The following is a 24,123-nucleotide window of genomic DNA, read 5'->3' as shown; positions in this document are numbered from 1 at the left end:
GTGTGCTCCGGGGTGCTTATGGGTTGGTATGGAGCAGATGTTACGCCGTGGATTTTTTATGAGAACTTCATTGAGTTGATGGTGACTATTGATGCAGTCAATGGATGATTCGGTGCCCCCCTGTGTGGGCTTGCTCCGGGCGGCGATCCGACGAATGCGTTGTGTCAGTTGACAGCATTGCTGGCAATGCCGACGCCTTCGCGAGCAGGCTCGCTCCCACAGGTTTTTGCAGTGGCCACAGGGGGGCGGGGGGTTAGCGGGAAATGAGGCCGTGATCGATGGCGTACTTGACCAGCGCCGCCGGCTTGTCGATGTTGAGCTTGCGCCGGATGCTCAGGCGGTGTGTCTCCACCGTGCGCACGCTGATGTCCAGCTCCCGGGCCATTTCCTTGTTGTTCAGCCCTTGCGCCATCTTCGACAGCACCTGGCTTTCCCTCGGGGTCAGTTCGTTGTCGGTGTTCTTGTCGGCGATCAGTCGTTGGGCGATGTCGGCGCTGTAGAAGGTGCCGCCGCTGGTGATGGCTTCGATGGCGGCGATGATTTCCCGTGACGGGGCGTTTTTCAGCACGTAGCCGCTGGCGCCGGAGCGCACCGATTCACTGACGTATTCGTAATTGTCGTACATGCTCAGCACCAGCACCTTGAGCGACGGGTACTGGCTGCGCAGCACGCGGGTCAGTTCCAGGCCGTTCATGTCCGGCAGGCTGATGTCGACCAGCAGCAGGTCCGGCTGGCAGCGCCCGACCATGTCGATGGCGTCGGCGCCGTTTTCCGCTTCGCCGACCACTTCCAGGGGCGACATCACGGCCAGCAGTGCCTTGATGCCGTCGCGCACCAGGGAGTGATCGTCGACCAGGGCGATGCGGATCGGGGAGGGCAGGTTCATCGCAGCTATTCACTCTTGTAGTGGTGGGGCCGGCTCAGCGTTTTGCGCCGGGTTTCATCGGCAGTCGTACGTCCAGCTCACTTCTGCCCGGCATCGAGATCAAATCGAAGCGCCCGCCATAATGTTCGACGCGCTCGCGGATGTTACGCAAGCCAATGCCGGCATGACGACGTTCGACCTGGGCGACGTTGAAACCGATGCCGTCATCGACCAGCGTCAGCCGCACGGACTCGTCGCAGCCGCGCAGTGTAATGGACACGTGCTTCGCCTGGGCGTGGCGTTCGATATTGGTCAGGCCTTCCTGGACGATGCGAAACAGCGACACCGCCGCGCCGTCGACCAGTTGGCAGTCGAATTCATTTTCGTCGTAGGTCACGGTCAGCCCGCTGCGCTGCTCGAATTCGGCCGCCAATTGGCCGATGGCCGCCGGCAGGCCGAGGGTGTCGAGCAAGGAGGAGCGCAGGTCATGGGAGAGGCTGCGCACTTCACCGATGGCATCGCCCAGGCGTTCGGTGGCGTCCTTCAGGGTGTTCAGGCCCTTGTCTTGGGCTTGTCCGCTTTCGAGCAGATGGCTGGCCAGTTCGAACTGGAACTTGATCGAGACCAACACCTGGCTGACGCCGTCGTGCAACTCGCGGGACACCCGGGATCGTTCCTCTTCTTGCAGGCTGACGATGCGCTGGGTCAGGCGCTGCAGTTTCTTGTCCGCCAGGCGATGCTCGCTGACGTTGAGGGTCATGCCGGTGGCGAAGACGAACAGCACCGCGACCAGTGCGACCACGGCAATCGCCATCATGGTCTTGCGGATGCCCATGGCCACTTCAGCACGGGCCTGCTGGGTGGCGCGCTCGACGTCCTCGAGGTAGATGCCGGTGCCGAGCATCCAGCCCCAGCGGTCGAGCATAACCACGTAGGCGAGCTTGTCGGTCACCTGGCCGGAGGAGGGCTTGTTCCAGGCATAGCGTTGGAAGCCTTCACCGGACTGCGCGCTTTTGAGCAACGCCTGAATCACCGGCAGGCCATGGGGATCCTTCATGTCCCACAGGTACTGGCCCACCAGGTCCGACTGGCGCGCATGCATCAGGCTGCGGCCTTCGTGGTCGTAGACGAAGAAGTAGCCGTTGATGCCGAAGCTGAGCTTGCGCAGTTCCTCCAGCACTTGCTGCTGGGCACGGGCGTCGCCATGGCCGTCGTCGTACAGCGGGGCGATCAGGCTCTGGGCCATTTCCACGTAGTTTTTCAGTTCCGCACGCTTGCTCGCCAGAATGCTGTCTTCGATCAGTTGCGCCTGTTGATCGCCCAATTGGCGGTTGAGGGAAATCACCAGCGCGCAGATGACGGCAATGGCCAGCACCAGCGGCAGAATCCCGAGGGCGACGATCTTGTGTTTGAGCTGCATGTTGACTCCTGCCCGCGCGAAGGCTGGGGATCATATGCCAAAGATACACAGCATTGTTGGACGCAATGACCATTGGCGGGTGAGGTCATTCAGTTGAAATACTGAACCTGTGGGAGCGAGCCTGCTCGCGAAGGCGGTGTATCAGTCGACATCCATGTGAATGACAGAATGCCTTCGCGAGCAGGCTCGCTCCCACAGGGAGATCGTGGTCTCTACGTAGAACTACGTAGACGCCACGTACGTAGTAACGCGGATTTATTTGTGGACGGCATGCGCAGATATTGGGCCAGCTCCGCACCGCGGACACAATTATAAAAATTACCGCCGCAGTCACTGGCTGTCGGCAGGAGACACGCTATGCCCCGTCTGGCTAAACACCTCGCCTGGTTTGCCGTGGCTGTCCTGGGAGCGATTGCGCTGAGTGTCGTGGCCCTGCGCCGCGGCGAAGCGATCAACGCCCTGTGGATCGTAGTCGCAGCCGTCGCCATCTACCTCGTTGCCTACCGCTACTACAGCCTGTTCATCGCCAACAAAGTGATGCAGCTCGATCCCACTCGGGCCACACCGGCTGTGCTCAATAATGATGGTCTGGACTATGTTCCGACCAACAAACACGTGCTGTTCGGTCACCACTTCGCGGCCATTGCCGGTGCCGGTCCGCTGGTCGGTCCGGTACTGGCGGCGCAGATGGGCTACCTGCCCGGCACGCTGTGGCTGATCGCCGGCGTAGTGCTGGCCGGTGCCGTGCAGGACTTCATGGTCCTGTTCATGTCCACCCGCCGCAACGGCCGCTCCCTGGGCGACATGGTCCGTGAAGAAATGGGCCGCATCCCCGGCACCATCGCGCTGTTCGGTTGCTTCCTGATCATGATCATCATCCTCGCGGTGCTGGCGCTGATCGTGGTCAAGGCCCTGGCCGAGAGCCCCTGGGGTATTTTCACGGTAATGGCGACCATCCCGATCGCGATGTTCATGGGCATCTACATGCGCTACATCCGCCCGGGTCGCATCGGTGAGATCTCGGTGATCGGCGTGCTGTTGCTGCTCGGCTCGATCTGGCTTGGCGGGCAGATTGCCGCGGATCCGGTGTGGGCCAAGGCCTTTACCTTTACTGGTATCCAGATCACCTGGATGCTGATCGGCTACGGTTTCGTTGCCGCGGTGTTGCCGGTGTGGCTGATCCTGGCACCCCGTGACTACCTGTCGACCTTCCTGAAAATCGGCACCATCGTGGCCCTGGCCATCGGCATCCTGGTGACCATGCCCGAGCTGAAAATGCCGGCCCTGACCCAGTTCATCGACGGCACCGGTCCGGTATGGAAGGGCGGTCTGTTCCCGTTCCTGTTCATCACCATCGCCTGTGGCGCGGTGTCGGGTTTCCACGCGCTGATCTCTTCCGGTACCACGCCGAAGTTGCTCGCCAATGAGGGGCATGCCCGTTACATCGGTTACGGCGGCATGCTGATGGAGTCCTTCGTGGCCATCATGGCCATGGTCGCGGCCTCGGTGATCGATCCGGGCGTGTACTTCGCCATGAACAGCCCGGCGGCCGTGGTGGGCGCCGATGCGGTGGCCGTTGCGCAAACCGTCAGCAGCTGGGGCTTTGCGATCACGCCGGAAGCGTTGCAAGCGGTGGCCCACGACATCGGGGAAACCACCATCCTGGCCCGTGCCGGCGGTGCGCCGACCCTGGCGGTGGGGATCGCGCAGATCCTGCACCAGCTGTTGCCGGGCGAGAACACCATGGCGTTCTGGTACCACTTCGCGATCCTGTTCGAAGCGCTGTTCATCCTGACCGCAGTCGACGCCGGTACCCGTGCCGGGCGCTTCATGCTCCAGGACCTGCTCGGCTCGTTCGTGCCGGCCCTGCGCCGTACCGAGTCCTGGACCGCCAACCTGATCGCCACCGCCGGCTGCGTGGCCATGTGGGGTTATCTGCTGTACCAGGGCGTGATCGATCCGCTGGGCGGCATCAACACCTTGTGGCCGCTGTTCGGTATCTCCAACCAGATGCTGGCCGGTATCGCGCTGATGCTCGGCACCGTGGTGCTGATCAAGATGAAGCGCCAGCGTTATGCCTGGGTCACCTTGCTGCCGGCTGTGTGGTTGCTGATCTGCACCACCACCGCCGGCTTCATCAAGCTGTTCGATGCCAACCCGGCGATCGGCTTCCTCGCCCTGGCGAAGAAATACAGCGATGCCCTGGCCAATGGTCAGGTGCTGGCCCCGGCCAAGAGCATCGAGCAGATGCAGCACGTGATCTTCAACGCCTACACCAACGCCACGCTGACCGCACTGTTCCTGTTCGTGGTGTTCAGCATCCTGTTCTTCGCGCTCAAGGTCGGTATCGCCGCCTGGGGCAACAAAGAGCGTACGGATAAAGAAGCGCCATTCCAGGCGCTGCCGAATGCATAGGCGAGGAGGGCAGCATGTTCAATGACCTGAGTCGCCTCGGTAAATACCTCGGTCAGGCCGCGCGCCTGATGGTCGGAATGCCCGACTACGACAACTACGTCGAGCACATGCAGACCAAGCACCCGGACAAACCGGTGATGGACTACGAGGCGTTCTTCCGCGAGCGCCAGGAAGCCCGTTACGGCAGTAAAGCCGGACCCAAGTGCTGTTGAGTGAACAATAAAAAACCGGCTGAAAAGCCGGTTTTTTATTGCGTGCAGCAAAGTCTCGAGTGATTGAGGCCGCGCGGCGATCCGAATCGTCACCGCCCCTGTTGTCCTTGTTGCCCCGGGTCAGTCATGGGGCCTTGTCATTCTTTCTCCCGTGAGGCTGATGATCCGGCTTGGCGATCTTGAGTGCCCGGTCGGCGACCTTGGCGTTATGCACCAGGCGACCGAGCACGGCGACAACGATGATCGCCAGCAATACCCAGATGACAATGGCTTTGAGGTACATGGCGAAACCTCTCGCGGCAAACAATCCTTCCAGTTGCCCACGTCCTTGTAGCAATTGGTGTTAATCCATTGTGGCAGGTGTTGATGATATTGCATCGCGTGACTGATTTGCGCTGTTTATCAGCTATCTCCACCGGATGAAGCGACAGTTTCCCGGACCGGTACTTTAATGGATGTTCTGGAGCGACTGATCGCTGGGCTGTCATAGCCTCAAGGCTATGGATCCCATACCGAAAAGCTATTTCATCAATCGGTGATCCGGATCCACGCTCAAGGGTGGTTAGCTGAAAACAAAATCAAGAGGAGATGCCATGTCAACTGAATCGAAATGCCCGTTCAATCACGCCGCTGGCGGTGGCACGACGAACCGCGACTGGTGGCCGAACCAACTGAATCTGAAGATCCTGAGTCAACACTCGCCCAAGTCTGACCCGTTGGGGGGCGACTTCAACTACGCCGAAGCCTTCAAGAGCCTTGACTTCCAGGCGCTGAAAAAAGACCTGACTGCGCTGATGACCGACTCCCAGGACTGGTGGCCGGCGGACTTCGGTCACTATGGGCCTCTCTTTATCCGCATGTCCTGGCACGCCGCAGGCACCTATCGCACCGGTGACGGCCGGGGCGGCGCCGGTTCCGGCCAGCAACGCTTTGCACCGCTCAACAGCTGGCCGGACAACGTCAGCCTCGACAAGGCCCGCCGGCTGCTCTGGCCGATCAAGCAAAAGTACGGCAACAAGATCTCCTGGGCCGACCTGATCGTCCTCACCGGAAACGTCGCCCTGGAATCCATGGGCTTCAAGACGTTTGGCTTTTCCGGTGGACGCGCGGATGTCTGGGAACCGGACGAAGACGTTTACTGGGGTTCCGAAAGCAAATGGCTGGGCGGTGACTCGCGTTACGGAAAAGAAGACAAACCGGTGCAGAAACCCGGCGATGTGCCCTTGGTGGCTGAGCCCGGAAGAAACGAGGACAGCCGTACCGAAAATGGCCGCAATCTGGAAAACCCCCTCGCCGCGGTGCAGATGGGTCTGATCTATGTGAACCCGGAAGGCCCGGAAGGCGAACCGGACCCGGTCGCCTCGGCCAAGGACATCCGCGAAACCTTCGGCCGCATGGCGATGAACGATGAGGAAACCGTGGCGTTGATCGCCGGTGGCCACGCCTTCGGCAAGACCCACGGCGCCGGGCCTGCCGACAACGTCGGGCCGGAACCGGAAGCCGCGGGCCTGGAGCTGCAAGGCCTGGGCTGGAAGAGCACATTCGGCACCGGTAAAGGGGCCGATGCCATCACCAGCGGCCTGGAAGTGACCTGGACCACCACGCCCACCAAATGGAGCAACAACTACCTGGAAAACCTGTTCGGTTTCGACTGGGAACTGACCAAGAGCCCGGCCGGCGCCCATCAGTGGAAACCGAAGAACGGTGCCGGTGCCGGGACCATTCCCGATGCCTTTGATCCGTCCAAACGTCGTGATCCGACCATGCTGACCTCGGACCTGGCCCTGCGTTTCGACCCGATCTACGAACCGATTGCCCGGCGCTTCCTGGCCAACCCCGATCAACTGGCCGATGCCTTCGCGCGCGCCTGGTACAAACTCATTCACCGGGACATGGGCCCGCTCTCGCGTTATCTCGGCCCGGAAATGCCGGGCGAGGAACTGTTGTGGCAAGACCCGATCCCTGCTGTCGATCATCCGCTGGTCAACGACAGCGATGTGGCGGGCCTGAAAAGCAAGGTGCTGGCGTCCGGCCTGTCGGTCTCGCAGCTGGTATCGACGGCGTGGGCCGCCGCGTCCAGCTTCCGTGGTTCCGACAAACGCGGCGGTGCCAACGGCGGGCGCCTGCGCCTGGCGCCGCAGAAGTCCTGGCCGGCCAACCAGCCGGAGCAACTGGCCAACGTGCTGGCCAAACTTGAAGGCATCCAGAAGGAGTTCAACAGCGGCGGCAAGAAAATCTCCCTGGCCGACCTGATCGTGCTCGCCGGTGGCGCGGGTGTCGAACAGGCGGCAAAAAACGCCGGCCACAGTGTGACGGTGCCGTTCACCCCGGGACGCACGGACGCCAGCCAGGAACAGACCGATGTCGAGTCCTTCGGTTTCCTTGAACCGATTGCCGACGGTTTCCGTAACTACCTGAAAACCCAGTACCGCGTGCCCGCCGAATCCTTGCTGATCGACAAGGCACAACTGCTGACGCTCAGCGCACCGGAAATGACGGTACTGCTGGGTGGCCTGCGGGTGTTGAACACCAACGTCGGCCAGAGCAAACACGGTGTGTTCACCCAGCGGCCGGAAGCGCTGACCAATGACTTCTTCACCAACCTGCTGGACATGGGGGTGGAGTGGAAGCCGGTGTCGGATGCCCAGCAGGAGTTCGAAGGGCGTGATCGCAAAACCGGTGCGGTGAAGTGGACGGGCACCCGGGTTGACCTGGTCTTCGGTTCGAACGCGCAGCTGCGTGCGCTGGCCGAAGTCTATGCCAGCGCCGATGCGCAGCAGAAATTCGTCAAGGACTTCGTGGCTGCGTGGACTAAAGTGATGAACCTGGATCGCTTCGATCTGGCGTAATCAAAAGGCCTGAACTTGCCGCGACCTGCAGGAACCCGGTCGCGGCAAGCCTTTCTACTGTTGTTCAGCACCGACAGACCAGGCCGACCAGTACCGGGCCATTGTGGCGATCTACAAATCCCTCACCACCTGTGGGAGCGAGCTTGCTCGCGATGGTCGTTAACGAAAACGCATGCTTGCTGGATTAGCGCGGCGCACTTGAGTCCATCGCGAGCAAGCTCGCTCCCACAGGGTTAGTGGGTGTACGCAGTATTTGTGAACTACCGAATCTACTGTGGGAGCGGGCTTGCCCGCGAAAGCCGTAGTTCAGCCACCGATGATGTTGGCTGTGGCGGCCTCTTCGCGAGCAAGCTCGCTCCCACAGGGTGAGTGGGTGTACGCAGTATTTGTGAACTACCGAATCTACTGTGGGAGCGGGCTTGCCCGCGAAAGCGGTAGTTCAGCCACCGATGATGTTGGCTGTGTCGGCCTCTTCGCGAGCAAGCTCGCTCCCACAGGGTTAGTGGGTGTACGCAGTATTTGTGAACTACCGAATCTACTGTGGGAGCGGGCTTGCCCGCGAAAGCGGTAGTTCAGCCACCGATGATGTTGGCTGTGGCGGCCTCTTCGCGAGCAAGCTCGCTCCTACAAGTCAACGCAACGGCATTTTCCGTTTATTGACCATCAACAATGCGCGGCAACCCCAAAGGATTCCCCTCGCGCAGAGGTTCCGGCAGCAGCTCGTCCGGAAACCCCTGGTAAGCCACCGGGCGCAGGAAGCGTTCGATGGCGGTCATGCCCACCGAGGTAAAGCGACTGTCCGAGGTGGCCGGAAACGGCCCGCCATGCACGGTGGCAAAACACACTTCCTGCGGATGGGCGAAGGCGTTGACCACGATGCGCCCGGTGCGTCGTTCCAGGGTTGGCAGCAGGCGACGGGCCAGTGGCAAGTCGTCCTGTTCAAGGTGCAGGGTCGCGCTGAGTTGCCCCTTGAAGGAGCGCGCTACCCGTAACAGCTCTGCTTCATCCCGGACCTTCACCAGCAGCGCGGACGGGCCGAATACTTCCTGGGAAAGCGCCGGCTCGGCGAGAAAATGTTCGCCATCGACTTCGAACAGCGCCGAGCGGCCATCGACTTCAGCGGTGGATGTCGAGCCCACGGCGACGAGGCGGGCGCCGGCGTTTTCCAGGGTGCGCAGCCCGTTCAGATAGGCCCCATGAATGCCCGGTGTCAGCATCGTGCGCGCCGGTGCTGCGCTCACGCGTGTGCTCATGGCGTGGCGCAGGGCTGCAAATCCTGCACCTTCGACGGCCAGCAGGATCGCCGGCTTGAGGCAGGCTTGCCCGACGTTGACCAACATGCGCTCGACGAAGCCATCGCCAATCGCCGCGCCGCGTTCGGCCAGTGCCCGGGGCAGGATGAAGGTCGGGTTGACGCTGGTCATTTCGGCGAAGACCGGAATCGGCTCGGGGCGCAATTGCGCACGCCGATACAGCGCCATGCCACCCTGTTCGGAACCGGTGAAGGTCACGGCCTTGATCAGCGGATGATCGACCAGCGCTTCGCCGATGGCATTGCCGCCGCCACGCACCATGGAGAACACGCCTTCGGGCAATCCGCAGTCTTGCACCGCCTGGCGGATCGCCCGGGCCTGGATTTCCGAGGCGCCGGGATGCGCGTTGTGCGCCTTGAGAATGACGGTCGAGCCCGCCGCCAGCGCCGACGCGGTATCGCCACCGGCCACCGAATAGGCGATGGGGAAGTTGCTCGCACCGAAAATCGCCACCGGGCCGATGGCGATTTTTTGCAGGCGATGATCCATGCGCGGGCGTGGCTGACGCTCGGGCTGCGCCGGGTCGATGGCCAGTTGCAGGAAACGCCCCTTGCGCACCACATCGGCGAACTGGCGGAACTGGGTGGCCGCCTTGATTGCCTCGCCTTCCAGTTGCGCCTCCGGCACGCCGGTTTCCAGGGCGGCCCGTGCCGCCAGCGCCGTGCGAACGCGGTCGAGGTTGTCGGCGATGCATTCGAGAAACGCCGCCCGCACGGCGAGCGAGGTATGGCTGTACACATCGAACGCTTCATCGGCCAGGGTCGCCGCCCGGTCGACATCGGCCACGCTACCCAGCGCAAACACCGGTTCAATCGGCTGGTTGGTCGCGGGATTGAGCGCCTTCAGGGTGCCTTCGCTGGCGCCGACATCGCTGGCGCCGATCAGCAGCTTGCCGGTCAACTGCATCACGCACCTGCCTGTGCCAGTGCGGCAACCAGTTCATCGGTGGTCAGGATGGCGTGAGCGAAGGTCGGACCGTTCAGCTCATGGGCCGAATGCATCATCTCCGGCATGAAGGCCGCGGTCGCGTCGCGTACCAGGGTGACGTGATAGCCGAGTTCTTGAGCGTAACGGGCGGTTGCCTCGATGCAGGTATTGGCCAGCAGGCCGACGATGATCACGTGGGTGATACCCTTTTGCTTGAGGCGAAAATCAAGGTCGGTATTGGCAAAGCCGCTGGAACCCCAATGTTCCTGAACGATGATGTCGCCGTCCTGCGGCGCGAAGTCGGGGTGCCATTCGCCGCCCCATTCCCCGCGGGCGAAGTGGTGCATGTGCATGATCTTGCACTGGGTGGGGCTTGGGTGATCCCAGTTTTCGTAGTCGCCTTTTTCCCAGCGGTGGTGCGGTACGATGACCACCGGAATGTTGAGCCCGCGAACGGTGCGATCGAGCGTGCGCAGGTTGTCGAGCAGGCCGACTCGCGTGGCAATGGGCTCGATCAAGGGGTAGATCTTTCCGCCTTCCGACAGAAAATCGTTGTAGGGGTCGACCAGCAGGTAGGCCGTCCGATCAAGAGGGTAGGTGGCGTTGGACATGGCGGTTCTCCGCAAGATAATCCGTGGATGATGAAGTGTAGCTGCCAGCAATTCACGTAGATATGATAATCATAGTAACTAGGCGAGAGGCAATACCGCATGTCGGTGAAAGCAACCGTTTCTGAAACCCTGTGTCCGATTTCCCGGGCCGAAGCCGTCGTGGGCGACCGCTGGACGGTGCTGGTGCTGCGTGAGTTGTTCATGGGCAGTCATCGCTTCGATGAAATCCAGGCGCAGACCGGCGGTACGCCGCAAATGGTCGCGGCGCGCTTGAAGAGCATGGAGGCCGACGGGCTCCTGGAGCGACGTGCCTACAGCGAACGGCCCAAACGCTACGAATACCACCTCACGGAAAAGGGCGATGCGTTCCATTCGGTGGTGCTGGCGCTGCGGGCCTGGGGCGAAACCTGGTGCAAATCACCCGGAGAAGGTTTGGCGGTGGTCTATACCCACCGCAGTTGCGGCGAGCCCGCCGGCCTCGGTCCACTGTGCGCCCATTGCGGGCAGCCCTTGCGCCGCGCAGACCTGATCAGTGAACCGAGTGCCGCCTATGTCGCCGAACGCAGTGCCCGGCGCGAAGCGTTCAAGGGCTAGCGGCGGGTTTGTATCCGCAGGTATCGGCAACGTCCGCCGTTACCCGGGCATACAAAACCGGGGTTTCCAGACACTCGGGCGATACACGGCGGCCTTCTAATGCAACCACCGGCACCGTGTCATTTTCGGCACGGCTGGCCAGGGTTCAACTGGAGGAAAGGCAATGTTGCGCATCAACACCCGTCATACCATCGGCAAGCTTGGTCTGGTTCTGACCGCTGCAGGGCTCGCTGCCTTCGCGAGTCTCTCTCAAGCCCAGGAAACACAGCCGGCTCCGGCGATGAAAAGCTGGCAGCAGGGCCTGCATCGCACCGATCTGGTACGCGAAGACCTGGGCGCCGCCGATCGCGAAGTCACTCAGGTGCTCGTGGACTTCGACCCGGGCGTGACATCACCCAAACACGCCCACCCCGGCGTAGAAGTGGCGCACGTGATCAGCGGCACCTTCGAGTATCAGCTGGAAGGGCGGGCACCGGTGACGCTCAAGGCCGGTGATTCGTTGTACATCCCCGAAGGCGTCGCGCATGTGGCGAAGAACGTGGGCCAGGACAAGGCCTCGGAGCTGGCAACCTACATCGTCAAGAAAGGCCAGCCGCTGCTGATCCTCAAGGAGTAGGTCAACTGTAGGAGCGAGCCTGCTCGCGATGGTCTCGAGAGCGCTGTGTTTAACCAGTAAACACGCGTTATCGTTAACGACCATCGCGAGCAAGCTCGCTCCCACAACAACGAAAACGATTGCGGTGTCCGCGTCGGTCAAACCAGATTGATTTCGACGTCGATATTGCCGCGGGTCGCTTTGGAGTAAGGGCAAGTCTGATGCGCCAGTTCCACCACGTTGCGTGCGATGGCCGGGTCCAGGCCCGGCAGGCTGACATTCAGGCGGGCTTGAAGGAAGAAAGCATTTTCGGACTTGCCCAGGTCGATTTCGGCATCCACCGCAACATCGCTCGGCAATGCCACCTTCAGCGCGACGCACGCCTTGCCCATCGCCCCGATGAAACAGGCTGACCAACCCGCCGCCAGCAGTTGCTCAGGATTGGTGCCGGCGCCCGAAGAGCCGGGAGGCGAAAGCTGGATGTCCAGGCGTCCATCGGTGCTGCGCGCCTGACCGTCGCGGCCGCCGGTGGTGTGGGTCTTGCCGGTGTACAGCACGGTCTCGATTGCATTGATCATGGTGTTTTTCCTGTCAGTGGGTCGCTGGAATGCTCGGAAAACCTGCGCTTTCCGATGCGCCCCACTGTTTCATTTCCATGTACTGCACATATGTCCTGAACCTGGCGGATGTGTATCGCTGTGTAAGGTGGCCGGGGGGACATACAGTTCGATACAAACCGCTGGAGTGCGCGCGGCGCCGGAGGTTATTGACTGCAAACCTCCCACACGCAACCGCGCAGCCAGCGATGCGCCGGGTCGGCGTCCATGCGCGGGTGCCAGAGCATCGACACCGTGATCGGCGGCGTGGGGAAGGGCAACGCAAAGCAATGCATGCCCTGGCACAGGTTGCCGACGTGCCGCTGCGGCACGCTGGCGACCAGGTCTGAAGCCCGCGCCAATGCAATCGCGGACGAAAAGCCGGCGACGATGGTGATGATCTCCCGCTTCAGTCCCAACTCAGTCAAGGCGTCGTCCATCACGCCTTTTTCGTGGCCCCGGCGTGAAACCAGGATGTGCCGGGCGTCGGCATAACGCACCGGTGTGACTTCGCCGTGAGCCAGTGGATGGCCCTCGCGCACCACGCCAATGAAGCGGTCGCGAAACAGCATCCGGGTCCGCACTTCCGGGCTGGTGGATTCGTCGATCACGCCGGTTTCCAGGTCCACCGAACCGTCGCGCAGCAGGGTGCTGTCCTTGTTCAGCTTCTGCACGAAATTCAGGCGGACACCGGGCGCCTCGCGGTGGATGCGGGCGATCAGTGGCGCGCCGAAATTTTCCACGAAGCCGTCGCTGGTGCGCAGGGTGAAGGTGCGTGCCAGTTGGTCGAGGTCAAGTGCCTCGGCGGGGCGCAGGACGGATTCGGCGTCCTGTACGAGCACGCCGACGCGTTCACGCAACTCCAGCGCCCGGGGCGTGGGAACCAGTCCGCGCCCGGCCCGCACCAGCAACGGATCGCCCGTGGTTTCGCGCAATCGCGCCAGCGCCCGGCTCATGGCAGACGGGCTCAGGCGCAAACGCTGCGCGGCCCGGGCCACGCTGCCTTCCTCCAGTAACACGTTCAGGGTGATCAGCAGATTCAGGTCGGGCATAGGTTCCTGTGGGAGCGAGCCTGCTCGCGAAGGCGTCAGGCCAGTCGATATCACTGTTGAATGAAGCACCGCATTCGCGAGCAGGCTCGCTCCCACATGGTTTTTCAACATATGGCGTCTGGTGCATGTATTCAGTGCATATGCTGCGTCTTCCGCCATGTTATGACCGGGCTTAGGCTCAGGACAACCAATTTGCGGAGTCGCGAAAAAATGAAGTCCATATCGATTCGGGGCGCGCTGGCCAGCCTGTCGCTGTCCATGCTGCTGTCATCCCTGGGCACGAGCATTGCCAACGTGGGTTTACCGACACTGGCCGCCGCGTTCTCGGCCTCCTTCCAGCAAGTGCAATGGGTGGTGCTCGCTTACCTGCTGGCGATCACGGCGCTGATCGTCAGCGTCGGAAAACTTGGCGACATCATTGGCCGTCGGCGTTTGTTGTTGATCGGGATGGCTGTGTTTACCGCCGCTTCAGTCCTGTGCGCCGTCTCATCCGGTCTCGGGTGGCTGATTGCCGCCCGGTCCCTGCAGGGCATCGGCGCGGCCATCATGATGGCGTTGACCATGGCGCTGGTGAGCGAGGCGGTGCCCAAGGCAAAACTGGGCAGTGCGATGGGCCTGCTCGGCACGATGTCGGCGATCGGCACCTCGCTCGGCCCGACCCTCGGCGGATTTCTGATTGCCAATTTCGGGTGGCAGGCGATTTTTCTGCTCAATGTGCCGCTGGGCGTTTTGGCGATGGGCCTCGCGCAGCGTTTTCTACCGAAAGATGGCCCTGAGAAAAGGGCGGATCGAGCGGGTTTCGACGTCCTCGGCACCCTGGTACTGGTTTTGACGCTGCTGGCCTATGCGCTGGCGATGACCCTCGGGCGCGGCAGTTTTGCGCCGCTGAACGCGGCACTGCTGCTGGTGGCCGTGGTGGGGTCGGGCGTGTTTGTGTTCGTCGAGCGCAGCGCCGAGTCGCCGCTGGTTCGACCGGCGATGTTCCGTAATTTGCAGCTGAGCGCAGGTTTCGCCATGAGCCTGCTGGTGACGACCGTGGTCATGGCCACCCTGGTGGTGGGGCCGTTTTATCTCACCGGCGCACTGGCGCTGAATGCAGCGAGCGTTGGCCTGGCGATGTCGATGGGGCCGCTGGTCGCCGCACTGGTCGGGGTTCCGGCGGGTCGATGGGTCGACAGATTGGGCGCACATCGATCCGGCACGCTCGGATTGCTGGCCATGCTGACCGGCGCTTGCATCCTGCCTGCCGTGCCGACGAACTTCGGTGCGCTCGGCTACATCGTGCCACTGGCGCTCATGACCGCCGGTTATGCGCTGTTCCAGGCGGCCAACAATACCGCCGTGCTGGCGGACATCACGCCGCAAGAGCGCGGCGTGGTCTCCGGTCTGCTCGGGTTGTCGCGCAATCTCGGCTTGATCACCGGCGCTGGCGTGATGGGCGCCGTGTTCGCCTTCGGCACGGCCAGCCATGATGTTTTGCAGGCGCCACCCGAGGCCATCGCGCAGGGGATGCGCTTGACGTTTGCGGTTGCGGCGGGGCTGATCTGCATCGTCCTGGCGATTGGCGCGGTCAGCAAAATCCTTTCACGGCGCCTGATCGCGTCGTGTTGAAAAACGGCGCGACTGTCGTGAAAACGACCTGTTTGCGCTGAACGCGAAGCCTTGTGAGTTTTCTGTTGAACGAGTGTTCAGTCTGGACTATGTTGAGGGCCACCTTCCCCCGGCTGGTTGCGGGCTTGCGTTTCTTCAATTCGAACGAGGCACTGGCATGCGGTTTTCACCCTTTGTAGAGCGGATCAGTGGCCAAGGCGTTGCCGCCTGGGATATTCACTACGCGGCCAACGCGGCACAGCGCAACGGCGAGGACGTGATCATCCTCAGCGTCGGCGACCCGGATTTTCCCACCCCGGATTTCATCACCGATGCCGCCATCCACGCCTTGCGCGAAGGGGATACCCACTACACCGAAATCGCCGGCCGCCAGGCGCTGCGTGAAGCCATCGCCGGCCGCTACAGCCGGTTGATCGACCGCGAACTGCAGGCGTCGAACATCATTCTCACCGCCGGTGCGCAGAACGCTTTGTTCGCCACCTCGATGTGCCTGCTCGGTGCCGGCGACGAAGTGATCGCCTTCGACCCGATGTACGTCACCTACGAAGCCACGCTCAAGGCGTCCGGCGCCACGCTGGTGCGGGTGCCCTGTGCGGCGGATTCGGGTTTCCGCCTCGATGCCGCCGTGTTGGCCAAGGCCATCACCCCGCGTACCCGGGCGATTTTCTTCTCCAACCCGAACAACCCCACCGGCGTGGTGCTGGGTCGCGAAGAGCTGCAAGCCATCGCCGATCTCGCCATCGCCCATGACCTGTGGGTGGTGGTGGACGAGGTCTACGAGAGCCTCGCCTACGAACGTGAACACCTGAGCCTGGCGGCGTTGCCGGGCATGGCCGAGCGCTGCGTGGTGATCGGCAGCCTGTCGAAATCCCATGCCATGACCGGCTGGCGCATCGGCTGGGTCGTGGCCAACGAAGCCCTGGTCAACCATGTCGAGACCCTGGTGCTGAGCATGCTGTACGGCTTGCCCGGTTTCGTCATGGAAGCGGCGCTCAAGGCGGTGCAGTCCCATGATGAAGTCACCCACGGCATGCGCGAGATCTATCGTCGGCGCCGCGATCTGGTGGTGTCCGGCCTGGCCGATTGCCCGGGGATCAGCGTGCTCAACCCCGATGCCGGCATGTTCGTGCTGGTAGACGTGCGCGGCACCGGCCTGACCTCGCTGGAATTCGCCTGGCGCCTGTTGCGTGAAGCCGGTGTCTCGGTCCTGGATGCCGCGGCATTCGGTGAGCCGGCCCAGGGTTTTGTACGGCTTTCGTTCACCCTCAGTGAAGAGCGACTGGCCCAGGCCTGCCAGCGCATTCGCGGCTTTGTCCAGGTACTCAACGGTGAAGCGCCGAGGCCGGTGATCGGCACCGTGACCAGTACCGCTACCGTCGAACCGGTCGCGGCCAGGACCATGATCGAGGTCGATCACCTGCACAAACGCTTCGGCAATATCGAAGTGCTCAAGGGCGTTTCCCTGACCGCCCGCGAGGGCGAGGTGATCTCCCTGATCGGTGCCAGCGGCTCGGGCAAAAGTACCTTGCTGCGCTGCATCAACATGCTCGAAGTGCCGGACCAGGGCCGCATCCTGGTCGATGGCGAAAGCATTCACCTCAACCAGAATCGTCCTGGCGCACCACTGGTGTCGGACGCCAAACAGCTGGTGCGCATCAGGTCGAGCCTGGGCATGGTGTTCCAGAACTTCAACCTCTGGCCCCATCGCACGGTGCTGGAAAACCTCATCGAAGCGCCGACCCAGGTCCTGCGTGAAAGCCGTGCGGAGGCCACCGAACGGGCCGAAGCCCTGCTCGAACGCGTAGGCCTTGCGGCCAAGCGCAACGAGTACCCGGCGTTTCTCTCCGGGGGACAGCAACAACGGGTGGCCATCGCCCGGGCCCTGGCCATGCGGCCCAAGGTCATGCTGTTCGATGAACCCACCTCGGCACTCGACCCGGAACTGGTCGGGGAAGTGCTGCGGGTGATCCGCTCCCTCGCCGAAGAAGGCCGGACCATGATCCTGGTGACTCATGAAATGGCGTTCGCACGCGATGTCTCTTCCAAAGTCGCCTTCCTGCATCAAGGGCTGATCGAGGAAACCGGTTCGCCGGACGAAGTGTTCGTACACCCACGCAGCGAGCGTTGCCGACAATTCGTCAACGCTCATCAGACTCGCTAACTCATCATAAAAAGACGGGAAAACAACATGGGAAATCGACGTTTTGCAAACTGGTTGACCGGTGCGGCCTGCGTAATGCTGGCCGGCATGAGCGCGGCACAGGCACAACCGATCCGCTTCGCGGTGGCCGCCGAACCCTATCCGCCGTACACCGAAAAGCAGGCCAACGGTGAGTGGAAGGGCTTTGAAGTCGACCTGATCCACAAGCTGTGCAGCGAAATGAAAGCCGATTGCGAGATCAAGGAAGTGGCGTGGGACGGCATCATTCCGTCGCTGCTGGCGAAGAAGATCGACGTGATTTTTTCCTCGATGTCGGTGACCGAAGAACGGGAAAAACAGATCGCCTTCAGCAAGGCCTACTACGATTCGGCGATTGCCGTCGTCGGCCCGAAAGAGACGTCGGTGAAGAAGTACCCGGATGACCTCAAGGGCAAGATCATCGGCGTGCAGAACTCGACGGTGAGCGCCAGCTACCTGAAGACCTACTACGAAAAAATCGCCGAGGTTAAGTACTACGACACCCAGGACTCGGCCAACGCCGACCTGATTGCCGGGCGCATCGACCTGATGATGGCCGATGGCACCGCCATGGCTTCGTTCGTCAAGACCCCGGATGCCAAGGACCTGGCCTACCTCGGCACCGTGCCCTATGACCCGATCTTCGGCAAAGGCGTAGGCGCCGGCCTGCGCAAGGACGACACCGAACTCAAGGCCAAACTCGACAAGGCCATCCAGGAATTGCTGGCGAGCAAGGACTACGACGAGCTGTCCCAGAGCTACTTCGGCACCAGCGTGAAGCCGGCGTTCTGACGACTGGCTAAACGCAAGTCCTGAGGAAAAGCAGATCCCTGTGGGAGCGAGCTTGCTCGCGATAGCGGTGGTTCAGTCAGCATTGATATTGACTGGCATGGCCTCATCGCGAGCAAGCTCGCTCCCACAGGATCCGGCGGTGTGTTCATGACCGCATACTGGAGACTGAAATGCCGGCAATGTTCGATCTGATCAATTTCACCGAACAGGGATGGGGCAGTGCGCTGTTGAAGGGGCTCTGGATGACCCTGCAGATTTCCGCCGGGGCCTTTGTGCTCGGGCTGGCCATCGGGCTGGTGGTGGCATGCCTCAAGCTCGGCGCGCCGAAGCCGATTGCAGCGCTGATGCGCGGCTACACCACCTTGTTCCGCGCGGTGCCGGAGTTGCTGCTGATTCTGTTGCTGTACTACGTCGGCTCCATGCTCCTCAATTCACTGATGACCAAACTCGGCTACGGCGTGGTGAACGTCAGCGGTCCGCTGGCGGCCATCGTCGTGCTGGGGCTGGTGCAGGGCGCCTACGCTTCGGAGATTTTCCGCGCGGCGATCCAGGCGATTCCCTTCGGCCAGATCGAAGCGGCCAAGGCATTCGGCCTCAACGGTTTCGGTCTGTTCCGCCGGGTCACGCTGCCGATCATGGCGCCTTACGCCATGGCCGGGATGGCCAACCTGTGGATCAACCTGATCAAGGACAGCGCGCTGATCAGCGTGGTCGGCACCAACGAGCTGCTGTACACCGCCAAGCAAGGCGCGGGTTCGACGCGCCACTATCTGTTGTTCTACCTCACGGCTGCCGCGCTGTACTACGCGGTGACCTTGGCGTCGAACTATCTTTCGGGACGGTTGGAGCGACGCATTCGTCGCTGGATGCCTCTTGTTGACTGAACCGGCAGAGAGAATGAAATGATTCCAGCGTGGATAGTTGAATACGGGGCGCTGTTGGGCCGGGGGCTGCAAACCACCCTCATCATTCTGTTGGTCTCCAGTGTGTTCGGTTACCTGCTGGCGGTGCTGGTGGCGCTGGCGCGGATCTCGAAAAACAAGGTGATCGCCAAGGTCAGCCTGTTCTACACCAGCGTCACGCGCGGCACGCCGTTGCTGATCCAGATCTACATCTACTACTACGGGCTGGGCAGCCTGTTTGCCCAGTTCCCGCTGATTCGCGGCAGCTTCCTCTGGCCTTACCTGCGCGATGGCTACTGGTACATCGTGTTCGCCCTGGTGGTGTCGATGGGGGCCTATGTCGGCGAAGTGATTCGCGGAGGCCTGCTGGCGGTGCCCAAGGGTGAGATGGAGGCCGCGTCGGCCTTTGGCATGACCGCGCGCCAGTCGTTGCTGCGCGTGCGCTTGCCCCGGGCCCTGCGCCTGCTGTTGCCGACCCTGGCGGGGGAGACCGTGATGCTGCTCAAGTCCACGGCACTGGCCTCGACCATCGCCGTGATCGACCTGCTCGGCGCCGCCAACGTGGTCCGCGCGCAAACCCTGCAAGTGTACGAACCCCTGTTGCTGGTGGCCGGTGTCTATGTCTGCCTGACCTTCCTGATCGAAGCGCTGTTTGCCTTCGCCGAGCGGCGCGGAACGCCCGTGCGCAGGTCGGCCTGATGAGCTCGTCCAACGTCGACCGCTCGCTGCAGGGCATTGGCCTGTGCACCCTGGGCTACGCGTTCCTGTCGTTGCAGGATGCGGTCATCAAGTGGCTGGTGGCCGATTATTCGGTGGTCACCATTCTGTTCTGGCGCGCCGCCGTGGTGGTCGTGGCCGTGCTGCTGGCGGGGCGTTCGCGGGTTATCCAGCGGGCCTGGCATTCACCGAGCAGGCGCCTGCTGGTGGTGCGCGGCTTGCTGTCGATAGTGGCCTGGGTGTTGTACTACACGGCGGCCCGGGACCTGACCCTGGCCGAGATGACCACCCTGTATTTTTCCGCGCCGATCATGGTCACGGTGCTGGCGGCGGTGATCCTCAAGGAGCGCGCCAGCGGCTGGCAATGGTTCAGCCTGATCGTCGGATTCGTCGGGGTGGTCATTGCCTGTCGCCCCGACCACATGACCGAGCCGTTGCCGATCGTCCTGACCCTGCTGGCGGCGATGTGCTGGGCGTTCACCTACATCCAGCTGCGTCAAGTGGATGACCAGACCTCCGTGCTGGAACAGATGCTGATCACCAACGTGGTGTTTGTGATTTGCATGGCGGTGGCCCTGCCGTGGACCTACACACCCTCGCCGACACCGGCCTGGCTGGGCATGCTCGGCGCCGGCCTGGTGGGCGGCATCGGCCAGTTCCTGCTGTTCGCCAGTTTCCGCCGCGCCACCGCGACCTTGCTCGCGCCGTTCGAATACACCGGCTTGATCTGGGCGTTTGCCCTGTCGAGCCTGGTCTGGGGCACGCTGATGGACACCTCACTGATGATCGGCGCTGGGCTGATCGCCGTCAGCGGCACCCTGGCGATGATCTTCGGCCGGCACGCCTCACAAGACGTCGTCGGTGCTGAATGCTCCGTGACGCAGCCCCTTTATCCAGCAACGGCAGATATGCAGTCCGTTGGCGGCGCTGAAGGTCTCGGGGTTCAGGCACCACTCGAGCCAGAGACCGTCGAGCATCGCCGATAGGCCGATGGCGGCCAGGCGCGTGTCGTGAATCACGAAGCCTTCGCTGGCCGCCAGGCCGTCGAGCAACTGGCGGATCAGATCGAGGTAGGCGCGGTAGCTTTTTTCGTGGGACTGGCTGACGTGTTCGGAGTGACGGATCAGGCTCCAGAACACCACCCACACCCCGAGCAGTTTCGGGTCCATGACCCTGGGTGAAAACGAGCCTTCGAGAAAGGCATCGATCTTCTGCGCAGGTGTCTGTGCCTGTTCGATTTCCTGGAGCAGGGCAGTGGTCAGCTCGCTCGCGAGCCGCTGGTAGGTGTCGGCGATCAATGCCTCGATGCTGCCGAAGTGATGGTTGAGCAAACCCACGGACACCCCGGCTTCGGTGGCGATGCGCCGCACGGATATCCCGGCGTGACCGTCGCGGCCCAGGCAGCGCAGGGTGGCCGCCACCAGCATTTCGCGGCGGTCTTCGGGTTCGGCGCGGCGGTTTTTCGGGGCATCGGTTGTCACAAGGCTGTCCCTGGATGAGCTTCCACGCTGTCGAGCTTAGTTGAACACCTGTTCAATCACCAGCCTCGACAGCCGCGATACAGCGTTTTTCAACGGTCATGACAGGAGGGAAAACCAATGCCGCAGGATATTTCGTTCAGTGTCAGCAACAACAACGGCGATGCCGTGCGGGTCGGCGCCTGGCGCTATGCCGGCGACGGCAGCGGGCCGAACGTGCACCTGCAAGCCGGGGTGCATGCCGATGAAATCGCCGGGATGCTGGTCCTGCATGTGCTGATGCAACGGCTGCAGATCGCCGAAGCCCAAGGCCGGCTCAAGGGCCAGGTGACCGTGGTGCCACAGGCCAATCCGCTGGGCATCGGCCAGTTTCGCCAAGGCCGGATTCTCGGGCGTTACCACGACGCGACCGGGCACAACTTCAATCGCGCGTTCGACCAGTCGGCGGCCATGGCGCGACCTTCGACCTGCGTCCAGCAATGGCAAAAAAAACTGGTGCAACTGGCCGCCCCGGCCGACGTGATGCTCGACCTGCACACCGATGACGAAGCCTTGCCGTACCTCTACGTGCACCGCAGTTTCTGGCCCCGCGGTCGCGAACTGGCGGCGGCGATGAAGATGGACGTGGCGATCATCTGGGATGACGGAGGCGATGGCTCGTTTGAAGAAACCATCATCGCCCCGTGGATACGCGACGGCGTCACAGCAGGGCGCATGGCCGCGACCCTGGAGCTGCGCGGGCAGGGCGACGTCAACGACCGATTCGCCGAGTCGGATGCCGAAGGGCTGTACCACTGGCTGTGCACGTTCGGCGTCATCGATGAGTCCGTGGCGCCAGCGGACTGGCCTGTCGAAGCCGTGGAAATGGGCCACATGGAAACCCTCATCGCCCCGCAACCCGGCGTACTGATCTTCGAAAAGGAGCTGGGAGATTTCGTCGAAGAAGGGCAGCGCTTTGCCCGGATCCTCAGAACCCCGGGTGACCCGACTTCCGAAGTGGTCCTGCATGCCGAACAAGCAGGGCGCCTGGTGACGCGCTATCGCGATCGACTGATCGCCCAGGGTATGGGCGTGGCGAAATTCACCGGCAGCCGGGTGTCACGTCACTGGAGCGGCGGCTTGCTCGACCCGAACTAGCCATCCCCCAACATCAAACACACACCCTGTGGCGAGGGGGCTTGCCCCCGTTCGGCGGCGAAGCCGTCGCAAAACCTGCCTGCACGACTGGACTGAAGAAAAGCGGGGGCCGCTTCGCAGCCCAGCGGGGGCAAGCCCCCTCGCCACAAAAGCAGTTAGTCAGCGTTTCAGTGTTTATTCACGCGGATCAATCTGATCCAACACCCGATTCGCCGTAATCTCCGCCAGCATCACACTATTTGAAATCCCCAACAGGGCATTGCGCGACCCACCCTCCAGATGATCCACCAACTGATGCACCATCACATCCACCGAGGCCAGCGTCTCGACCAGATACACCATCAGCGTTTCGGTATCGGCCTCGGGGTCGACGGTAAACAGAGTGCCAGGCGTGCGCGGTGTGGCTTTGATGTCTGCGGTGGAGGGGACGTGGAAGGCGGATTCGGCGGCTTCATTGAGCCTGTTTGAATCGGATTCGCAGGGGGATGTCGGATCGGTGTCCGGCGGGTTGGGGGTGACCTTGAACATGGGAGTCTCCGCTTCATGGTTGAAGCTGCCACGTTCGTTTCCAGGCGAAGAGGTGGCAGCTGTACGCAGGCTGGAAACCCGGGGAAACGGCAACCCGGTAGACCCGAAGGTCTCCCGCGCACAGCCGCCATAACGGAGTGCACACTGAAAAGCGTGCAAGCATAGGTTATGAAGGGTGCAGTGGCGCCATTTTCATTTCGGGGTTTCCAGACCCGGCCGCTGAGTAAGCAGCGGCACGCGAACGATAGAACCCGCCCCCTAAGCGCACAAGCCGGCGGATTCTGGCGTACCCGTAGGCAACGACGCAAGGTCTTGTAGCCCGCCGGAAATACCCTACAACCTTTTTAAACAAGCGCTCGTGGGCAATGTCGAGCGATCCCTGCGCAAGCAAAAAACATCCCCGATCACTGAATACCAGCTTTCGTGTATCGCTGTGTATCAGCGCACGAAATCCGACTACAACCCTACAAAACCCACTCATCACGGATACAGCCCGGATACACCACTGGAGCCAAATAGACCGGCCAAAGCGAGAAGCACAACGCAGCTCGCAACCAGGTTCATCAACCCTTGTGGTACGACCAAAAGTGGTCCCGCCACGCCATTGATCCGGAGTATCAACATGTCTCGTATCCAGTCGAACAAAACCCGTATTGGCCTGATCGCTGTCGCGCTGGTCGGCGGTATCAACTTCGCGTCCTCGGCGTTTTCCGCCGAAGCCTTGCCTCAGGGCTATCAACTGGCCTCCGCCGAGAAGACCAGCGAAGGCAAATGTGGCGAAGGCAAATGCGGTGCCAGCGAAGCCAGCGCCCAAAAGACCCAGGCCGAAGGCAAGTGCGGTGAAGGCAAATGCGGCGATGCGTCTTTCGCCCGCACAGACACCGATGATGACGGACGCGTGTCGCTCAAGGAACTGCTGGCCGTGGCGCCCAAGGGCACAGAGGAATTCAAGGCGATGGACGCCAACGGCGACGGCTTCCTGTCCGAGGGGGAGGTGTACAAGTTCCGCACCAACCAGTACACCTCCAACGGCAAGAAAGTGCCGACTGAGCTGTTTACCAAGTTGAGCCAGGCTAAAGAGTGATCAGCCGCAAATAAAAAAACCCTTCCTGCGTTGATGCGCAGGAAGGGTTTTTTGCGTGGGTAGTAGTGGTTTGGTCGTCAGGCGAGAAATTGCACTCTACTTGAGCACCCGTTTACATTTGACCTGATTAGTTATTCGTATTCGTTCTGACGACGGATTGCGTCGGATTTAACCATCAGGCTTTGTAACCATGGCCGGAAGAGAACGGCCAAAATCGGACCTCAGTGATTTGTATTCAGGCGCAAA

21 protein-coding genes and 2 pseudogenes are annotated in these 24,123 nt (G+C 62.0%); 14 read left to right on the top strand and 9 right to left on the bottom strand.

All coding sequences use genetic code 11. The annotated features are described in order from the left end of the window. Window positions 1–253: 253 nt before the first annotated feature. Window positions 254–886, bottom strand: coding sequence for a response regulator transcription factor (locus PPUTUW4_RS16180; RefSeq protein WP_015095659.1), 633 nt, complete (start codon window positions 884–886; stop codon window positions 254–256). Window positions 887–920: 34 nt separating this feature from the next. Further along, window positions 921–2,285, bottom strand: coding sequence for a cache domain-containing protein (locus PPUTUW4_RS16175; protein ID WP_015095658.1), 1,365 nt, complete (start codon window positions 2,283–2,285; stop codon window positions 921–923). Between the two features lie 357 nt (window positions 2,286–2,642). On the opposite strand from PPUTUW4_RS16175, the gene PPUTUW4_RS16170 reads away from it, so the two are divergent. Beyond that, on the top strand, window positions 2,643–4,700 hold the full coding sequence (locus tag PPUTUW4_RS16170; protein WP_015095657.1) for a carbon starvation CstA family protein: 2,058 nt from the start codon (window positions 2,643–2,645) through the stop codon (window positions 4,698–4,700). A gap of 14 nt (window positions 4,701–4,714) precedes the next feature. Next, entirely contained in the window at window positions 4,715–4,912 is a 198-nt protein-coding gene (locus PPUTUW4_RS16165; RefSeq protein WP_007976534.1) for a YbdD/YjiX family protein, read from the top strand. Between the two features lie 124 nt (window positions 4,913–5,036). On the opposite strand, the gene PPUTUW4_RS30050 is transcribed toward PPUTUW4_RS16165, so the two are convergent. Further along, the gene (locus PPUTUW4_RS30050) at window positions 5,037–5,195 is read right to left on the bottom strand and encodes a hypothetical protein (protein ID WP_172435754.1); all 159 of its coding nucleotides are present in this window, start codon (window positions 5,193–5,195) and stop codon (window positions 5,037–5,039) included. A gap of 310 nt (window positions 5,196–5,505) precedes the next feature. Here PPUTUW4_RS30050 and katG point away from each other — a divergent pair, with 310 nt between their 5' ends. Continuing rightward, complete coding sequence (gene katG / locus PPUTUW4_RS16160; RefSeq protein ID WP_015095655.1) at window positions 5,506–7,761, top strand: catalase/peroxidase HPI; 2,256 nt, start codon at window positions 5,506–5,508, stop codon at window positions 7,759–7,761. A gap of 653 nt (window positions 7,762–8,414) precedes the next feature. Here the strand turns inward: katG and PPUTUW4_RS16155 are convergent. Beyond that, a complete protein-coding gene (locus PPUTUW4_RS16155) occupies window positions 8,415–9,980 on the bottom strand; it encodes an aldehyde dehydrogenase (NADP(+)) (RefSeq protein ID WP_015095653.1) in 1,566 nt (521 codons plus the stop codon). Further along, entirely contained in the window at window positions 9,980–10,612 is a 633-nt protein-coding gene (locus tag PPUTUW4_RS16150) for an isochorismatase family cysteine hydrolase (RefSeq protein ID WP_015095652.1), read from the bottom strand. Before PPUTUW4_RS16150 ends, PPUTUW4_RS16155 begins: the two co-directional genes overlap by 1 nt. 99 nt (window positions 10,613–10,711) lie before the next feature. On the opposite strand from PPUTUW4_RS16150, the gene PPUTUW4_RS16145 reads away from it, so the two are divergent. Both PPUTUW4_RS16145 and PPUTUW4_RS16140 read left to right on the top strand, forming a co-directional pair. Next, complete coding sequence (locus PPUTUW4_RS16145; RefSeq protein WP_015095651.1) at window positions 10,712–11,206, top strand: helix-turn-helix domain-containing protein; 495 nt, start codon at window positions 10,712–10,714, stop codon at window positions 11,204–11,206. A gap of 163 nt (window positions 11,207–11,369) precedes the next feature. Beyond that, window positions 11,370–11,822, top strand: a complete 453-nt coding sequence (locus tag PPUTUW4_RS16140) for a cupin domain-containing protein (protein WP_015095650.1) — start codon at window positions 11,370–11,372, stop codon at window positions 11,820–11,822. Window positions 11,823–11,959: 137 nt separating this feature from the next. Here PPUTUW4_RS16140 and PPUTUW4_RS16135 read toward each other — a convergent pair whose 3' ends face one another. Together PPUTUW4_RS16135 and PPUTUW4_RS16130 are read right to left on the bottom strand one after the other, a co-directional pair. Then, complete coding sequence (locus PPUTUW4_RS16135; protein ID WP_015095649.1) at window positions 11,960–12,379, bottom strand: organic hydroperoxide resistance protein; 420 nt, start codon at window positions 12,377–12,379, stop codon at window positions 11,960–11,962. A 185-nt stretch (window positions 12,380–12,564) separates the two neighbouring features. Continuing rightward, window positions 12,565–13,449: a LysR family transcriptional regulator gene (locus tag PPUTUW4_RS16130; RefSeq protein WP_041474897.1), complete on the bottom strand. Its 885-nt coding sequence runs from the start codon at window positions 13,447–13,449 to the stop codon at window positions 12,565–12,567. A gap of 8 nt (window positions 13,450–13,457) precedes the next feature. Between PPUTUW4_RS16130 and PPUTUW4_RS30325 the strand changes: the two are divergent. The 7 genes and pseudogenes from PPUTUW4_RS30325 to PPUTUW4_RS30310 form a co-directional block, all read left to right on the top strand. Continuing rightward, window positions 13,458–13,544: pseudogene (locus PPUTUW4_RS30325) on the top strand (metal ABC transporter ATP-binding protein); the annotation flags it as partial. A gap of 115 nt (window positions 13,545–13,659) precedes the next feature. Next, window positions 13,660–15,060 (top strand): MFS transporter, encoded by a 1,401-nt coding sequence (locus tag PPUTUW4_RS16125; RefSeq protein WP_015095647.1) that lies wholly within the window; start codon window positions 13,660–13,662, stop codon window positions 15,058–15,060. Window positions 15,061–15,217: 157 nt separating this feature from the next. After that, a complete protein-coding gene (locus PPUTUW4_RS30560) occupies window positions 15,218–17,221 on the top strand; it encodes an aminotransferase class I/II-fold pyridoxal phosphate-dependent enzyme (protein WP_015095646.1) in 2,004 nt (667 codons plus the stop codon). Window positions 17,222–17,248: 27 nt separating this feature from the next. Then, window positions 17,249–18,031: a transporter substrate-binding domain-containing protein gene (locus PPUTUW4_RS16115; RefSeq protein WP_015095645.1), complete on the top strand. Its 783-nt coding sequence runs from the start codon at window positions 17,249–17,251 to the stop codon at window positions 18,029–18,031. Window positions 18,032–18,201: 170 nt separating this feature from the next. Beyond that, entirely contained in the window at window positions 18,202–18,915 is a 714-nt protein-coding gene (locus PPUTUW4_RS16110) for an ABC transporter permease subunit (RefSeq protein ID WP_007977785.1), read from the top strand. Window positions 18,916–18,933: 18 nt separating this feature from the next. After that, window positions 18,934–19,632 carry an ABC transporter permease subunit gene (locus tag PPUTUW4_RS16105; protein ID WP_015095644.1) on the top strand — a complete coding sequence of 233 codons (699 nt, stop codon included), beginning with the start codon at window positions 18,934–18,936 and terminating at the stop codon, window positions 19,630–19,632. Further along, complete coding sequence (locus PPUTUW4_RS30310; protein WP_015095643.1) at window positions 19,632–20,636, top strand: DMT family transporter; 1,005 nt, start codon at window positions 19,632–19,634, stop codon at window positions 20,634–20,636. Before PPUTUW4_RS16105 ends, PPUTUW4_RS30310 begins: the two co-directional genes overlap by 1 nt. Here the strand turns inward: PPUTUW4_RS30310 and PPUTUW4_RS28205 are convergent. Beyond that, window positions 20,592–21,077 (bottom strand): annotated as a pseudogene (locus tag PPUTUW4_RS28205) (TetR family transcriptional regulator C-terminal domain-containing protein); the annotation flags it as partial. The gene PPUTUW4_RS30310 and the pseudogene PPUTUW4_RS28205 sit on opposite strands and share 45 nt — an antisense overlap. A 171-nt stretch (window positions 21,078–21,248) precedes the next feature. Here PPUTUW4_RS28205 and PPUTUW4_RS16090 point away from each other — a divergent pair. Further along, window positions 21,249–22,265: a succinylglutamate desuccinylase/aspartoacylase family protein gene (locus PPUTUW4_RS16090; RefSeq protein ID WP_015095642.1), complete on the top strand. Its 1,017-nt coding sequence runs from the start codon at window positions 21,249–21,251 to the stop codon at window positions 22,263–22,265. A 174-nt stretch (window positions 22,266–22,439) separates the two neighbouring features. Here PPUTUW4_RS16090 and PPUTUW4_RS16085 read toward each other — a convergent pair whose 3' ends face one another. Further along, the gene (locus tag PPUTUW4_RS16085) at window positions 22,440–22,793 is read right to left on the bottom strand and encodes a DUF6124 family protein (protein ID WP_015095641.1); all 354 of its coding nucleotides are present in this window, start codon (window positions 22,791–22,793) and stop codon (window positions 22,440–22,442) included. Window positions 22,794–23,415: 622 nt separating this feature from the next. Between PPUTUW4_RS16085 and PPUTUW4_RS16080 the strand changes: the two genes are divergently transcribed. Then, window positions 23,416–23,877 carry a hypothetical protein gene (locus PPUTUW4_RS16080; RefSeq protein WP_015095640.1) on the top strand — a complete coding sequence of 154 codons (462 nt, stop codon included), beginning with the start codon at window positions 23,416–23,418 and terminating at the stop codon, window positions 23,875–23,877. Window positions 23,878–24,123 lie beyond the last annotated feature (246 nt).

Origin of the sequence: Pseudomonas sp. UW4 (assembly GCF_000316175.1) — a bacterium.
GTDB lineage: Bacteria > Pseudomonadota > Gammaproteobacteria > Pseudomonadales > Pseudomonadaceae > Aquipseudomonas > Aquipseudomonas laurylsulfatiphila.
The sequence above is the reverse complement of the archived record's forward strand: the minus strand, read 5'-3'. Positions and strand labels throughout refer to the sequence as shown.